Below are 15020 nucleotides of genomic sequence, written 5' to 3'. Positions count from 1 at the left end.
TCCGACTGTATCCCGCGCCACCGACATGCGCGGTCGCCGGGTGAGTGTGTACGTAATCTCGGTTTCCGGGTCTGATCGCACAGTCAGGCGGCCGCGAGCTGGTGGCGGACGGTGACGATACGGAACAGCCTCACGACAACGCGCTCGGCCTCCGACCTCGATCCGGACCGCAGCAGGGTCAGGAACCGATTGATGCCCGCGATCCCGCGCCGCCCCGGATACCGCTCATGTGTTGCTTCGAGGCTGGACAGGGTGACGAAGCCACGCAGCAGTGCCGCGTCGATAACGCAGATGCCGAGAGTGAGCGCGGCATCGAGCACCGACATCTCGCGCGAGGTCACCCGCAACCCGTCGACGACCGTGATATCGCAGGGTTGCAGGTTCCGTTGCCGCACATGTGCTGTCGACGACGCGCGAGCATGCCGTCCGTGTGCTGCCGAGTACACGAGATGCCTGCTCGGCGGATCGTCGGTGATGCCGAGCCACCAGACTGCGGCCGCTCCGCCGAGCACTGCGTGATCCCCGACGGACAGTGCGGCGATCCGGGCCTGTGCCCGCGCCGACCGGTGATGCCCGGCCACGAGGTAGACCCCCGGGGTGACCGCTGTCCACTTGCCTGACGACAGCCGCCGCCCGATCGCCGACGTATTCAGGTGCAACCGTGCTTGCCGCGCGCTCAGTACCCCGTCGTGCCTGATGATGAACTCGTTCAGATCCATGGGGATCAGACGCACCGGCGAGGCGTTCGGTTCCATTTTCGTCTGAGGTTGCTGCTGATCCCGGTTTCCGGGACTGATCGCACAGTCAGGCGAGCATTGACGTGTGATTGTGAGGGTGTATGTGGCATCTCTTGGTTAATCGTGGCATTATTCTCTCATGAGTGTCACTGTGACTTTGGGGAAGCAAGGGCGGCTCGTGGTCCCGGCTGAACTGCGTACGGAACTTGGCCTCGGAGAGGGAGACGTCCTACACGTTCAGCGCGTCGGTAGGCGGATAGTCCTGGAACGGCCGGTGGACGCACTGCGCGAGCTGCGCGGAATTATGACTCCGGCGACGCGCGGCAAGTCGCTGGTTGAGGAACTGCTCGCCGACCGTATCGCGGAGGCGGAAGCCGACAAACGGTGATGATCCTGGATGCGTCGGCCGTACTGGCGTTTCTCAATGACGAACCCGGCGCTGACACGGTTGCCGACGCCATACCGGGCGCGCTGATATCGGCGGCAAATCTCGCCGAGGTGCTCGGGAAGGTCGGTGATTGGGGAGGCGACATCGTCGGCATAGAGGAACGACTGCGGGCCGCCGGCCTACAGGTTGCCCCGGTGCAGGCCGACGACGCGGTGGTAGTAGCGGCACTCCGTCAGCTCGACGGCGGCACAGCACTGTCGTTGGGTGACCGGTGCTGTCTTGTCCTCGGTATGCGGCACCGCCCGGCAACAGTGCTCACCTCCGACCGCGCCTGGGCGGAGCTGGACCTACCTATCGACATCGCACTGATCCGATGAGTTGTCTCGTGGGGCAACTCAGACCGTACGAGGGTGAGTCATGTTGACGGCGTGGGGCGACGAGAGCGGATCGCGACCTGATCGCGACGGCGGCGCGTACTTGATGGGTGCGGCGCTCTGTGATGACACCGATGTGAGTGCTGTCCGCGCCACCATGGCTGCCCTCCGGGCTACCGAGCCGAAAGTGCATTGGCACGGTAGCAGCGAGCTTCGTCGGCGCGACCTCATCGATGCCGTTGCGGCGCTGCCGATCATGGGTCTCGCAGTTGTGCATGTCGAAGTCGGCGCGACGGATCGGCGCCAGCGCCGTAAGCGTTTGGAGCACTTGCTTCCTCAGCTTGCGGATCTGCCGTGTTCGACCGTCACCCTCGAATCACGAAGCAAACAGGATGCGAGTGATCTGGATCTGTTGCAGAAACCGCGTGCCCGGCGGGTGATCGCCTCGACGTTGCAAATCAAGCACATCGTGGGTCGGCTGGAGCCAGTGCTGTGGGCGGCGGACATCATCTGTGGTGCGGTTGTCGCCGATCGCTGTGGAGCGGCCGACTACCTCAAGACTTTGGGCCAGGTTGTGGCGGTCCGGGTCATCTGACGGCAGATAGACCGCGAGCCACGGGCCTCGTCATCCGGCGAGTAATCCCGTGGCTCACTTCCACACCTACCGCGATAGGCGGGCTACACCAGGCACGCTACCGCATCACGCGGGCGATGTGCGTCAGTCGGTGAGGGTGGGTTGCCAGGAGGAGGTGGGGGCCTGGCGGGCGATGTCGTTCCAGGCGGCACCCAGGCTATTGAAGTCGACGGCCAGTTTCGTCTTCTTCTTGTCCTCGGCCAGCTTGAACAGCAGGTGGGCCAGTTCCTTGCACAGATCCCAGTCGACGCCGCGGGGCACCCGGCCCAGCAACGACGCCGCGGCCGGGACACCGTCGGAGGCCAGCACGCGGGTCACGTGCATCACCACCTCCCACTGGCTGATCGACTCGTCGGTGGCCGGATCGTAGTCGGCCGGCATATCCGACGGCGCGATCAGCGCCACCTTGCCGCCGCCCTTGGTCAGGATGCCCGCGCGTTCCAGACCGTCGAGTGACACCCCGCGTGCGTTCGCGATCGACTCCGCGTCGCCGAACTTCCCGGTGTCAAAACCGTTCTGGCGGAACCACGTCAACGCGAACCGCGTCTCCCGGTCGAAATCGTTCTCCAACTCCGTCAGCACCTCATCGAGAATCGCATTGATCCGCTGCAGGGCCGTGCGGACCGTCATTGTCGAACCGTCGTCCTCCAGGACCGCGCTGTAGCGGGAGAACACCGCCATTCCCGGGCCGATCGCGGCCTGTGGGAGATCCACCGGGGCTATCGAACCCTGTTGCAGTTCACGCAGTTTCGACGGAAGTTCCGACTTGAGGGCGGCGAGGAAGCCGCGGCGGTCGGTGCGTGGGGCCGATTCGGGGCGGGGGCGGCAGGCCAGGACAATGGAGGAGGCGAGGGCGTTGGTGCCCTGCGACAGCATCCGGTTACCCAGTTCCGAACGCATCGGCCACGTCGCGGTGATCGACCAACCCGACCGGATCATCCCCTCCAACAACGTTTCCCAACCGGTCGACGATTCGCCACCCGTCGCCGACTCCTGCTGCTTGAAGGCATAGTAGACCGTGATCGGATAGTCGGAGAGTGCGGTCTCTCGTGCGCGGCGGAACACCTCCCGGAAGCCGTCCTCGAAGAACTCCTGCGCACCGGCCTTGCCGTTGTGGCGGTACGGGTTCGCCACCAACTCTTCGTCTTTCGGGACCAGCATCGTCGACAGGATGCTCGGGTGCACGTCCCGTAGGGAGCGGCGGAGCCACACGTAGAAGAAGTCCGACAGGTCCGAGTATCCGATGTTGTCGTAGTAGGGCGGGTCGGTTGAGATGATGCTCGTCTCGCTGACACTCTTCGACGCATCCGACTGCATTCCGCGTCCGTCAATGAAAGCAGGTACACGCGAAAGTGCTTTGCTTACCCATGACAAATCTTCTACGAAATCACCGCCGGAACCACCCCAAGGGCTAGCCTCTGCGTAGTCCCAAGACATCGGGAGTGCCTGTCGTGCAAAGACACTCCGGACTGCCTCCATCTTCGGAGACGAATCCCAGCTACAGATCGTGGAGGACTTGTTCGTGGTGCGACTGATAGCGAACCCCAGGTATGTTGCGACCGCATCTGCGTAGGCTTCGGCTCCGACGCCGCCGTTGTCGAGGCGGTCGCCGGTGGGTAGGCCGGCGGCGAGGGCGTCGTGGAGGGCTTTGTCGCGGGCCTCGCCGACGAGGTCGCTGAAGGTGGTGAGGGCGGTGAGCTGGCGTGGGGTGAAGAGGGAGGCGAAGGTGGTCAGTCCGTATCGGACAACGTTGATACGTCCGGGCCAGTCAAACAGTTCGCCGGGTGGGACGTTGTCGGGAAGGGGGACGATGGCGGCGTCCGACTGCTCGGAGCTGGGAGGGAGATAGATTCGCTGCCGGGTACCTTCCGCGACTGTGGCCATGAGGGTTGATCCCATGCGGCCGGCGCGACTCTCGGAACGGACATACTCCAGTGCAACTGACGAATCACACCGCACACACGTCGCCCCCGTCCGCCCGACGGTTCCGTCGGTTTCCTTGGTGGGTGCGGCTTTCAGGTCGTGACCGATCTCGAAGCGGACGGTCTTGCCGTCGATGACGGGCACGACGTACGCTTCCTTGCCCTTCTTCTTGCCGAGCCACCACGATCGGACGAGTGGCATGGCGATGCCGCAAGCGGGGTTGGGGCACGTGACGGTCCGCGCCCAGATCCACGCGATGACGGTCGCCTTGGTGCCGTCGGGGAGGGTGGCTTTGGGATACAGGTGCCCGATGCGCTTTTCGGCTTCGTCGCGCATCCACTGGCCGTAGCGCCGGACGTCCTCGGCGAGTCCCGTTGTGCGGGGCCAGGTCTGGATGGATTCCTCGGCCGCGCCTGGGAAAACGGGACGCTGTCCGGCAAACTTGGGCGGGATCTCGATGAGTGCCTTGTTGATCAGTACCGCAACGGGATTCAGATCCGAGGCGTGGGCTTCGAGGCCGAGGCGTTGGGCCTCAAGGGGAATGGTGCCGCCGCCGGCGAACGGGTCGAGGATGGGCGGTGGGTTGCCGCCGGTCGATTCGAGGATCTTTTCGTGCGCTTCCCGCAGCAGCGTCTCGTCGTTGGAGTTCTCCCACACGACGAGTCGTTCGATCAGGGCGTGGAGCTTCTTGCGGGCGAGGGTCTGGTCCTCCTCGCTGGGATACAGGTCGGGCCGCGACGACGGATCGTCGACAAGCTGCGCGAACAGCACCGCCCGGGCGGCGGCGAGGGGGCGTCGCGCCCACCACAGGTGCAGCGTCGACGGATGTCCGTGCCGGATCGACTTCTCCCGCGCCGACTCGGCGTTGATGGTCTCCAACGGCAGACTGACCTCGATCAGCTTTCTCTTACCAACATGTTGTGCACCGCTCGGCATGGCAGCCCTCTCGCTTGAGACCAGAACGTTGCAGACTATTGCACAACAAGTTGTGTGCACAACTCACCGGTTGGATGTCGTAGGTGGCCGGTAGTGTCAGCGCGCCGGATATGTAGTGGAGGGGGATTCGTGCGGGGAGAGTCTGGTCGATCGCTCGACTCAGGTGAGCGCGGGCTGGAACGACTGCTGGATGCCGCGATGCGCCGCCGTATTCGGGATGACTCGGTCACCCTCGCCGACGTGCTGACCTTGGCTCGTCAGCTACATGACTATCGGGACGGGAACTCGCTACCTGCGCATCTCGACGATCGGGTCGGAGTGCTTGATGACAATGAGCGGGTTATCGCTGAGCTGCTTGTGTCCGAGGGTCGAAATGTCACTCATGTAGTTCGGCGCAAGTCAGGGGAACCGACCCCGGACCTGGTGGTAGACGGCGAATTCGCTGAGGTCAAGACCAGTATTGGCGCCAGCGTCGAGGGGTTTCGTCGTAGGCTCCACGGGGCGCAAGCTTCGCGTGTGTTTGTCAATGCACGCAGGTCGCTGATCGATCCTGACGCGATGGACGACCTGTATCCGGCCTGATCGGTGATGCGTGCCTAACGTATGCTCGGGTCATTGGCGAGGGCTACGACACAACGTACGGAGAGTGGTGATCGATGATGTCTGACGGCAGTCGTTACGACCTGCTGTACGTCGGTGTGGTCGGCGACGGCGAGCTGGTTGCCTTGATGGAGAAGGCGTTTGGGGTCGGTGGCACTTGGCGTGAGTTCCGGAATTCCCGCGGCTACTACTGCGACAGCGTCGGCTTCTGGATCACGATCGGCGGTGAGGCGGGCGAACACCCGCACGTGACCGTCGATGCCCCTACCGTCGGTGAGCAACAGCAGCGGGCGCTCGATGTGTTCGACCGGCTCGCCGCCGCCGATGCGTCCGTCGCACTGACCTTGGTTGCCGAAGACGACAGCGTTGTCCGGCGCAGACCGGCCGGCACACGAGTCGCATAGCACGGCGAAGTCCGTGGGCGCCTCAAACAAGCAGCCTCCCAGCGCTGTAGGTGTCGGCCAGGTGCTGGACGAACGCCGCTTCTCGTTCGTCCATCGGTCCGACGAATCGCCAGTTGCGTTCATAGAGGCGCAACGCTTCCGGTTCGCTGACCTCGGTGTCGTCTCGGAGTTGCCAGGAGATCGTCCGGAGCTGGGGATAGTCGCCGACGCGAACGACCGGCTCCGGCCGCGCGCTGGGCTTACGCATCCCATCCTCCTGTCGCGTGATCGTTGACACTACGCCTTCTCACGGTACGCCGTGCGGTGGATATCAGAGAGTGTGACGGCGGCGTCAACTACTCGACGTATGTCACCGGACCCTTCGTGACGCGTCCGGCTCGCAAGCTCACCGGCCGCTCCTCAGGGATCAGATGTCGCGTCCTGGCTCGCCGAATACGGTGCCGCAGATGCCGATGAAGAATGCCGCCACTGCGCCAGTACGAACTCGAGGGACGGGACAGCTGGGTTGGTAGGAATGGTCGTGGGCCATCAGGCCGTCCAGATGGTGTCCAGCGGAACTGCTGCGATCCGGTCGCCGACCGGGATGCCTGTTCCGCCGGTGTGGAGGACGAGGCCGGTGACGAATCTCTTGCCGAGTTTGTCGCGCAGCTGACCCAGCCACTTTGCGTCGTGACCGCTCAGTCGTGAGCTCGACTTGACTTCGATTCCTGCTACGCGGCCGTCCGGGGTTTCGAGGATCACGTCGACTTCACCCGCGGCGCGGTCGCGGAAGTGGCTCATCCGGAAAGTTTCCTCGGCCCACGCCTGTTGGCGGCGTATCTCCGCGGTGACGAACCCCTCCAACAGGTGGCCGGCGACCTCGCCGTACTTGTCCGGTCCGGCTCCTGCCGCCGAAAGGTTGAGGAGTCGGGCCGCGAGACCGGTATCGAGGAGGGATGCTTTGGGGCGGGACACGGCTCGTTTGGTGAGGTTCGTCGACCAGGCAGGTATCCGTTGGATCAGATATATCGTCTCGAGCAGATCGAGCATGCGGTTCAGGGACGTCGTGGGAATCTCGGATTCCTTCGACACGTCGGAGAGATTGAGTTCTTCGCTGTTGCGAGCGGCGAGCACACCAAGGAGTCGGGGCAGTTCATCGATACGTTGCAGGCTGCTGATCTCGCGGGCGTCGCGTTTCACGATGCTGTTCAGGTAGTTGTCCATCCAGGCTGCCCGGCGGCGTCCCGGCGGACGGGACAGCGCTTCTGGATAACCACCCGACACGGCTCGTTCCAAGTAGTCAGAACGCGTCAGAGTGCTTGTGTGACCGGTGAATCGTTCGCCCGCGAATAGCCGATCAACGAACGTCTCGCGATGTCCTGCGAGCTCACCCTGGCTGAACCCGTGCAACTCGATGCTCTCGACCCGGCCTGCGAGGCTGTCTTTCGCTGCGGGCAGTCTCAGCAGATCGGCCGAGCCGGTGACGAGGAAGCGACCGGGTCGTTGATCGCGGTCCACCACGTACTTCAACGCCGACACCATCTCGGGTGCGAGCTGAATCTCGTCTATCGCGAGGAGGGGCTCGTCGTGCTGCAGGAAACCTATCGGATCGGCCCGTGCCAGGTTCAGTGTGGTCTCGTCATCGAAGGTGACCAGGCGACCGCCGCGTGCCGCGACGATTTCCTGCACGAGAGTGGTCTTGCCGACTTGTCGCGATCCTTGGAGTGCGACGATCCTCGTGTCATCCAGCGCTTCGTAGATGCGCGGCGTCACGTGTCGGTCGATATGCCCGTTCACCTGGCTAAAGTAGCATCATGGCGGCTGTGGTGCGGCGCTGAGGTGGTGGATTCGCACCATTTCTGTGGTGGATTTGCAGTACTGAAGTGGTGGATTCGCACCATTTTGCTGGTGGATACGCAGTATCTGGATGATGGATTCGTACAGCGTCGGCGAGCGGAGCCGGCCAGTTGTGATCAGTGTGGGGGCTTGCCCTTGGCCCAGGATTTGCGCCAGTCGAGTTCGATGCCGGAGACGTCGGTGCCGCCGATGTCGAAGCCGCTGAAATGGTCGGTGAGGTAGCGGATGTCGTCGTGGTCGGGGCCGGCATCGCTGACCGAGACCAGGGCGAGGCGATGGCGGGTGCCGGTGTTGCGGCCGTGCAGGATCTCGTTGTAGGTGACGAAGAAGGAGTCGGCGCCCTCGATGCGGCCCTTGACCTCGATGAACACCGTCGGGCCGCGGACGCCGTCGGCGTCGGGTAGGGGAACCGAGCGGATGTCGTAGCCCTTGTTGTTGTGCGGCATCTCCTCCGGCTCGCGGCCGAGGGCACGTTCGGCGGCCAGTACGGCGGCGACCGCGCGGGCCTCGGTGATCGTTGTGTCCTTGGCGTGCTTGGCCACCGCACCACCGATCAGGCCGGCGGGGATCACGAGCATCACGGCGGTCAGCGTCGGTGGGCGGGCGGTGAGTGCGGCGTCCTTGGCGAGGTCGGCCATGCGGGCTTCGTGGCGGGCCTGCAGGTCGCGGGCCTGGTTCTGCAGCCGGTCGGGACTGTGCCGCAACCGCTTTCCGGCCTTGCCGGCTGCGATAGCCTCACGCAGGCGCGCGGCTTCACCGTCGAGGTAGTTGATCTGGGACACCAGCCGGGACTTCACCGCGGACCTGGTCTTCTCGATGGTCGGCAACAGTCGTTCCCGGACTTCGCGGAGGTGCTCGGGCTGTGCGACGCCCGCGGCCCAGGTCATCGCCGCGACGTGTGCGTTGGCGGACACCTGCGTGCGGGCCTGTTCGGCGAGCGACCCGGCGCTGTCGGGGAGGGTCGTGAGATCCAGGTGCGGCGCCGAACCGGCATCGGCGAGCACCGGTTCGTCGTCGGCGCCGGCAGTCACCGAGACAAACGCGAAGCGCTTGCTGACGGTGATGCCGTGGCCGTCGACGATCTCGCCGGTCATCGCGACGATCACCGAGGGCACCGTCCCCGGATCGGTCGGATCGAACAGCACCGCACCGTCACTCAGTGCCCGCTGGCCGCGCTCGATGGTGACGTCGAGCAGGGTGTCCAGCAGCGGATGGCCGGGGGCGAGCAACTCGGCGCGTTTGGATCCCGACACCGCGGCGGGCTCGAATGTGACCCGCTCGTACGAGGTGACCACCGGGCGGCCCGCGTGTTCGCGTCGTACCGGTCGATGCCGAAGTGCACCAGGAACATTCGAGATCTGATAGCGATCCTTCTCGCGGGGCTTCACCCGTCCGCCCAGCGCGCCGAACGCGTCGACGAAGAACTTCTCGATGTAGTGCGGCTGTAACCTGCGTGCCGTCGCATCGTCCATCGCTCGGCGCAGCCGGTCCAGTTCGAGCGGTCCCAGCGTTTCCCTGGCCAGGGCGCGTCCCTCCACGAGTTCGGTGCAGCCGTCGGCCACCTGGGCGTCGACGACCCGCTCGATCTCCGCGATCCGGGCCGGGTCGTCGCCGTACCGGATCGCCTCCATCAGCAGTGTGCGCAACGGGGTTTCGCTGAACGCGTCACCGAGGACGTCGAACAGTCTGCCGCCGTAGGCCTTTCGTTGCTGCTCCATCTTGACCAGCAGGCGCTGATACACCTGTCCCTCGCGGGTCTGGTCGGCCACCAGATTCCATAACCGGCACACCTTCTCTTGACCGATCCGGTGAATCCGGCCGAACCGCTGCTCGAGCCGGTTCGGATTCCACGGCAGGTCGTAGTTGATCATCAGGTGCGCGGCCTGCAGATTCAGGCCCTCACCGGCGGCGTCGGTGGCGATCAGCACCTGCCGGTGCGGCTCCTGGGTGAACTGTTCGCGGACGGCCACCCGGTCGGTGCGGCGGGTGCCGCCGTGGATGGTGAGCACGGCGTCGTCGGAGCCGATGACATTGCGCACCTGTCGGGTCAGATAGTCGAGGGTGTCGCGGTGCTCGGAGAAGATGATCAGCTTGCGGGGATTTCCGTCGTCGTCGCGCAACAGTGAACGGTCGATGAGCAGTGACCGCAGCTCCGCCCACTTGCGGTCGTTGCCGCTGTCGCGGACGCGCGTCGCCAATTCCACCAGGTCGTCGAGGATCGCGATCTCGGCGTCGAGTTCGGCGACCGTACGGGCTGCGGTGGCCGCGTCCACCACCTCTTCCTCGACACGTTCGTATTCCTCGGCGCTGAACTCGTCGGGATCGTCGAAATCCTCCGGCCGGGGAACCCTGCCCGGATCGGTGTACCGGCCCGCGGCCATGTCGGCACGTTTGGTGGCCAAGCGGTCGCGGCGTCGTTGCAGACTTCGCAGAATCGCGTGGGTGCTTGATGCCAGGCGTCGTTGCAGGACGGTCAGCGCGAACCCGACTGTTCGTCGTTGCGGCGAGTCACCGTGTGAATCAACCCGATTCATCTCGTTTCGGACGTAGCCGGTCACCGCCTCGTACAGCTCGAGTTCGGCCTGGGACAGTTCGTACGGAACGGTCTCGGCGATCCGTTCGGGGAACAACGGCTTACCGTCGAAGGTCAGCAGTTCCTCCTTCACCATCCGGCGCATGAGGCCGGTGGTGTCGGTGGATGTGGTCTCGCCGCGTGCCTCGCCCTCGAATCGGTCCGGGTCGAGCAAGGCCAGGAACGCCTGGAAACTCGTCTCGATACCCGAATGCGGGGTCGCCGTCATCAGCAGCAGATGCCGGCTGATCGAACCCAGCAGCTCGCCGAGCTCGTAGCGCGAGGTCTTGCGTAACTCGCCGCCCCACCAGTTGGCCGACATGCGATGCGCCTCGTCGACCACGACGAGATCCCATTCGCTGCGGCTGAGAATCTCCTTCAGCTCTTCGTCGCGGGCGAGCTGATCCATCCTCGCGATCAGCAGCGGATGGGCGGGGAACGGATCACCTCCCAGGCTCGCGTTGATCAGCTCGCGGGTCAGGATGGTGGCCGATATCCCGAACTTGGAGTCCAACTCGTCCTGCCACTGCTCCACCAGACCGCCCGGTGCGACGATCAGCATTCGCGTCAGGTCGCCGCGCAGCATCAGTTCCTTGGCGTAGAGTCCGGCCATGACCGTCTTACCGGCGCCGGGGTCGTCGGCGAGCAGGAAGCGCAGCGGCGTGCGGGGGAGCAGTTCGCCATAGACGGCCCGGATCTGGTGCGGCAGCGGCGAGATGTCGCTGGTACCGACGGCGAGCATCGGATCGTGTAGCCCGGCCATCCGGATGCGCAGAGCCTCGGTGGCGAGTTTGAACTCGCGGGGGTCGGCGGTGAACGTCCAGCCCGCGGCGTCGTCGGAGACGATCTCGATACCGTCGAGGTCGCCTGCGAAGAACATTTCCTCGCTGATCGTCCCGTCGGTGCGGCGCAGGATCACCGTAGACGCGTCGGGGCCGAGTGGTACCACTGCGACGACGGTGACGGGTTCGGGCCAGCGGCCCCGCAGCCGGATCTGCGGCTTGAGGTCGGCCATCGTCAGTGGTGCACACATCATGATGTGCTGACAATACGTTGTGTGTCCGACAAATTGGTTGGGTGCCTGCCCGAGAACGTGGATCCCTCGACTGGGGGACCTACGGAGATTCCGTCGCGCGCCGGCTCTCATTCATCCGTGGCCACCGGGGTCTGTCCCAGGAAGAAGTGGCCAATCGGTCGGGGATGCACCGCAACCAGGTGTCCAACCTCGAACGCAATCATTCCAACCGTGATCCGTACATCGCCGACCCGCAGTTGTCGACGATCTACCGGCTCGCGCTCGCTCTCTCCGTGCCGCCTGCGTGGTTGCTGCCCGATATCGACCGGCCCGTGCAGCGACGGTCGCCGGAGCAGGCGTCGAACAAGGCCGTGTCGGTGGTCGAGGCGGAGTTGGAGCGGTTGTTGTCGGAGCAGGAAGCCGAACGCTGACTGGTGTATCGGGGTGTGGTACTCGGGTTTTGAGGTGGTTGCGTCAGGTGTGGATGGTCGCCGGACCCTTCGTGACCCTCGCTCGTTCCTCGCTTCGGCCTCAGGGATCAAGAAGGTTGGTTGCTTCGGGTTTGGTTGTTGAGAAGGTGGTTGCTTCGGGTTTGGTTGTCGAGAAGGTGGTTGCTTCGGGTTCGGGGGTTGAGAAGGTGGTTGCTTCGGGTTCGGGGGTTGAGGAGGTCGGTTGCTTTGGGATCAAGGTAGTCAGGCGAGATTGAAGCTGTGTTCTACGGCTCGGTTCCAGCCGGCGTAGAGGTCTTCGCGTTGGGTGGTGGGCATGTCGGGGTGCCAGCGTTTGCCCTCGGCCCAGTTGGCGCGGATATCGTCCTGGCTGTCCCAGTAGCCGACGGCCAGGCCGGCGGCGTAGGCGGCGCCGAGGGCGGTGGTCTCGTTGACGACAGGGCGCACGACGGGGACGTCGAGGATGTCGGACTGGAACTGCATCAGCAGATCGTTCACCACCATTCCGCCGTCCACCTTGAGTGTCGACAGGGTGACGCCGGAATCGGCCTGCATCGCCTCGATGACCTCGCGGGTCTGAAAAGCGCTGGCCTCCAACGCAGCCCGGGCCAGGTGGCCCTTGTTGACGTACCGGGTCAGGCCGACGATCACCCCGCGGGCGTCGGGTCGCCAGCGCGGTGCGAAGAGTCCGGAGAACGCGGGTACGAAGTAGGCTCCGCCGTTGTCGTCGACGGATGCGGCGAGTTTCTCGACGTCGGCGGCGTCGGAGAACAGGCCGAGATTGTCGCGGAGCCACTGTACGAGTGATCCGGTGACGGCGATCGATCCTTCGAGGGCGTAGCGGGCGTCGTCGTCGCCGATCTGATAGCAGACGGTGGTGAGCAGGCCGTGCAGGCTGAACACCGGCACCACGCCGGTGTTCATGAGCAGGAAATTGCCTGTGCCATAAGTGTTCTTGGCTTCGCCGGGGGACAGGCACGCTTGCCCGAACATGGCGGCCTGCTGATCGCCCAGGATCCCCGCGAGCGGGACGTCGGGCAGGGGGCCTTTGTCGCGCATCGGGCCGTATTCCTGCGATGAGCTGCGGATCTCCGGCAGCAACGACATCGGGATGCCGAAGTCGGCGCAGATCTCCGGATCCCATTGCAGCGTACGGATATCCATCAGCATGGTGCGTGAGGCATTGGTGACGTCGGTGATGTGCTGACCGCCGTCCGGGCCGCCGGTCAGATTCCAGGCGAGCCACGAATCCATTGTGCCGAAACACAATTCGCCCGATTCGGCGCGGGCGGCGAGCTCCGGATACTCCTCGAGCAGCCAGGCGATCTTGGGGCCGGAGAAGTAGGTGGACAGCGGCAGTCCGGTGCGATCCTTGTAGCGGTCGACGCCCGCGTCGCCGGCGAGCCGCTCACACAGGGCGCCGGTGCGGGTGTCTTGCCAGACGATCGCGTTGTGCACCGGTTCGCCGGTGTTCCGGTCCCACAGCAGGGTGGTCTCGCGCTGATTGGTCAGCCCACACGCGACGATGTGGTCGGCGCGAAGGTCGGCCGAGGCCAGCGCGGCGGCCGCCACCCGGCGGGTGTTGACCCAGATCTCGGCGGCATCGTGTTCCACCCACCCGGCCTTTGGGAAGATCTGCCGGTGTTCGAGCTGTTCACGGCTGATCACCGCACCCGATCGGTCGAAGACCATCGCCCGGGTGGACGTCGTCCCCTGATCGATGGCCATCACATACGTGTCCGCTTGGCTACCCACGCCGCACAGTTTTACACGCCCCGTCGGACATCGGGTCCGTTTGGGCTCGGCGGCTGCCGGACCGCGGTGTTGTACGTCTTGCCGGGTGTCGGGTGTGTTTGGGGTTGGTGGCTGCTGGAGCGCGGTGTTGTACGTCTTGCCGGGTGTCGGGTGCGTTTGGGGTCGCGGCTACCGGGGCCGTGGTGTCCCGTGCTGTGGCGGGTGCCGGGTTCGATTAGGCTCGGCAATCATGAGTGAGGAGTTCAATCCGGACCGCCCCGCCGATATGGGACCGCTGTACCGCGACGAGGCGTGGCGCCGGTTGGGGTCCGAGCAGTTCGACATCGTCGTGGTCGGTGGTGGTGTGGTGGGTGTGGGTGCCGCACTCGACGCCGCCACCCGTGGGCTGCGGGTGGCGTTGGTGGAGGCCCGCGACATCGCCTCCGGAACGTCGAGCCGGTCGTCGAAAATGTTCCACGGGGGATTGCGATACCTGGAACAGCTCGAATTCGGTTTGGTCCGTGAGGCTTTGCGGGAACGTGAACTGTCGCTGAGCACGCTCGCACCACATCTGGTCAAGCCACTGCCATTCCTGTTCCCGCTCACCGGCCGGGTGTGGGAACGTCCCTACATCGGCGCCGGAATCTTCCTGTACGACCGGATGGGTGGCTCCAAATCCGTTCCGGGACAAAAGCATGTCACCCGATCCGGGGCGCTGCGGGTGGCGCCCGCACTCAAACGCAGCTCTCTCATCGGCGGGATCCGCTACTACGACACCGTCGTCGACGACGCCCGGCACAGTCTCACCGTCGCCCGTACCGCCGCCCACTACGGCGCGGTCGTCCGCACGTCGACGCAGGTGGTCGGGTTCCTCAAAGAATCCGACCGGGTGCTCGGGGTGCGGGTGCGTGACACCGACACCGGCGAGACCGCCGAGGTACGTGGGCACTGCGTGATCAACGCGGCCGGTGTGTGGACCGACGAGGTGCAGGCGCTCAGCAAACAGCGAGGCCATTTCAAGGTCCGTGCCTCCAAGGGCGTGCACATCGTGGTGCCCCGCGACCGCATCGTCAGCGAGACGGCGATCATCCTGCGCACCGTCAACTCGGTGCTGTTCGTGATCCCATGGGAAACGCACTGGATCATCGGCACCACCGACACCGACTGGAACCTCGACCTCGCGCACCCGGCCGCCACCCGCGCCGACATTGACTACATCCTCGAACGCGTCAACGAGGTGCTCGTCGCCCAACTCACCCACGACGACATCGAAGGTGTGTATGCCGGTCTGCGGCCCCTGCTGGCCGGCGAGGACGACGACACGTCGACGCTGTCGCGCGAACACGCGGTCGCGGTGGTCACCCCCGGGCTGGTGTCGATCGCCGGCGGCAAGTACACCACCTATCGGGTGATGGCGG

Annotated in this window: 13 protein-coding genes; 7 read left to right on the top strand and 6 right to left on the bottom strand. The window is 65.0% G+C overall.

What is annotated here, in order from left to right; genetic code table 11:
* Nucleotides 1–83: 83 nt before the first annotated feature.
* Nucleotides 84–719 (bottom strand): hypothetical protein, encoded by a 636-nt coding sequence (locus Q0627_RS11380; RefSeq protein WP_298809920.1) that lies wholly within the window; start codon nt 717–719, stop codon nt 84–86.
* A 157-nt stretch (nt 720–876) separates the two neighbouring features.
* Between Q0627_RS11380 and Q0627_RS11375 the strand changes: the two genes are divergently transcribed.
* The 3 genes from Q0627_RS11375 to Q0627_RS11365 are packed head-to-tail and all read left to right on the top strand — an operon-like array spanning nt 877 to nt 2094.
* Nucleotides 877–1125, top strand: coding sequence for an AbrB/MazE/SpoVT family DNA-binding domain-containing protein (locus Q0627_RS11375; protein ID WP_298809917.1), 249 nt, complete (start codon nt 877–879; stop codon nt 1123–1125).
* Nucleotides 1125–1502 carry a type II toxin-antitoxin system VapC family toxin gene (locus Q0627_RS11370; RefSeq protein WP_298809915.1) on the top strand — a complete coding sequence of 126 codons (378 nt, stop codon included), beginning with the start codon at nt 1125–1127 and terminating at the stop codon, nt 1500–1502. Before Q0627_RS11375 ends, Q0627_RS11370 begins: the two co-directional genes overlap by 1 nt.
* Before the next feature lie 40 nt (nt 1503–1542).
* Nucleotides 1543–2094 (top strand): hypothetical protein, encoded by a 552-nt coding sequence (locus Q0627_RS11365; RefSeq protein ID WP_298809911.1) that lies wholly within the window; start codon nt 1543–1545, stop codon nt 2092–2094.
* A 123-nt stretch (nt 2095–2217) separates the two neighbouring features.
* On the opposite strand, the gene Q0627_RS11360 is transcribed toward Q0627_RS11365, so the two are convergent.
* A complete protein-coding gene (locus Q0627_RS11360) occupies nt 2218–4992 on the bottom strand; it encodes a DUF1156 domain-containing protein (RefSeq protein WP_298809909.1) in 2775 nt (924 codons plus the stop codon).
* A 129-nt stretch (nt 4993–5121) separates the two neighbouring features.
* On the opposite strand from Q0627_RS11360, the gene Q0627_RS11355 reads away from it, so the two are divergent.
* Both Q0627_RS11355 and Q0627_RS11350 read left to right on the top strand, forming a co-directional pair.
* On the top strand, nt 5122–5574 hold the full coding sequence (locus Q0627_RS11355) for a hypothetical protein (protein WP_298809906.1): 453 nt from the start codon (nt 5122–5124) through the stop codon (nt 5572–5574).
* A gap of 77 nt (nt 5575–5651) precedes the next feature.
* Nucleotides 5652–5996 carry a hypothetical protein gene (locus Q0627_RS11350; protein ID WP_291020142.1) on the top strand — a complete coding sequence of 115 codons (345 nt, stop codon included), beginning with the start codon at nt 5652–5654 and terminating at the stop codon, nt 5994–5996.
* A gap of 22 nt (nt 5997–6018) precedes the next feature.
* On the opposite strand, the gene Q0627_RS11345 is transcribed toward Q0627_RS11350, so the two are convergent.
* The 3 genes from Q0627_RS11345 to Q0627_RS11335 all read right to left on the bottom strand — a co-directional run bounded on the left by Q0627_RS11345 (nt 6019) and on the right by Q0627_RS11335 (nt 11440).
* The gene (locus tag Q0627_RS11345) at nt 6019–6243 is read right to left on the bottom strand and encodes a hypothetical protein (RefSeq protein WP_291020144.1); all 225 of its coding nucleotides are present in this window, start codon (nt 6241–6243) and stop codon (nt 6019–6021) included.
* Between the two features lie 281 nt (nt 6244–6524).
* Entirely contained in the window at nt 6525–7772 is a 1248-nt protein-coding gene (locus tag Q0627_RS11340; protein WP_298809901.1) for an ATP-binding protein, read from the bottom strand.
* Nucleotides 7773–7948: 176 nt separating this feature from the next.
* Nucleotides 7949–11440: a helicase-related protein gene (locus Q0627_RS11335; protein ID WP_298809898.1), complete on the bottom strand. Its 3492-nt coding sequence runs from the start codon at nt 11438–11440 to the stop codon at nt 7949–7951.
* Nucleotides 11441–11481: 41 nt separating this feature from the next.
* Here Q0627_RS11335 and Q0627_RS11330 point away from each other — a divergent pair, with 41 nt between their 5' ends.
* A complete protein-coding gene (locus tag Q0627_RS11330) occupies nt 11482–11850 on the top strand; it encodes a helix-turn-helix domain-containing protein (RefSeq protein ID WP_298809895.1) in 369 nt (122 codons plus the stop codon).
* A 261-nt stretch (nt 11851–12111) separates the two neighbouring features.
* On the opposite strand, the gene glpK is transcribed toward Q0627_RS11330, so the two are convergent.
* On the bottom strand, nt 12112–13599 hold the full coding sequence (glpK, locus tag Q0627_RS11325; RefSeq protein ID WP_298810033.1) for a glycerol kinase GlpK: 1488 nt from the start codon (nt 13597–13599) through the stop codon (nt 12112–12114).
* A gap of 253 nt (nt 13600–13852) precedes the next feature.
* Here glpK and Q0627_RS11320 point away from each other — a divergent pair.
* Nucleotides 13853–15020 (top strand): glycerol-3-phosphate dehydrogenase/oxidase (locus Q0627_RS11320; protein WP_298809891.1); only part of this gene is annotated, 1168 nt, incomplete at its 3' end.

Origin of the sequence: uncultured Gordonia sp., from assembly GCF_937858515.1 — a bacterium.
Taxonomy (GTDB): Bacteria; Actinomycetota; Actinomycetes; order Mycobacteriales; family Mycobacteriaceae; genus Gordonia.
Note: the sequence above shows the minus strand (reverse complement) of the source record. Positions and strands in the feature narration are given on the sequence as shown.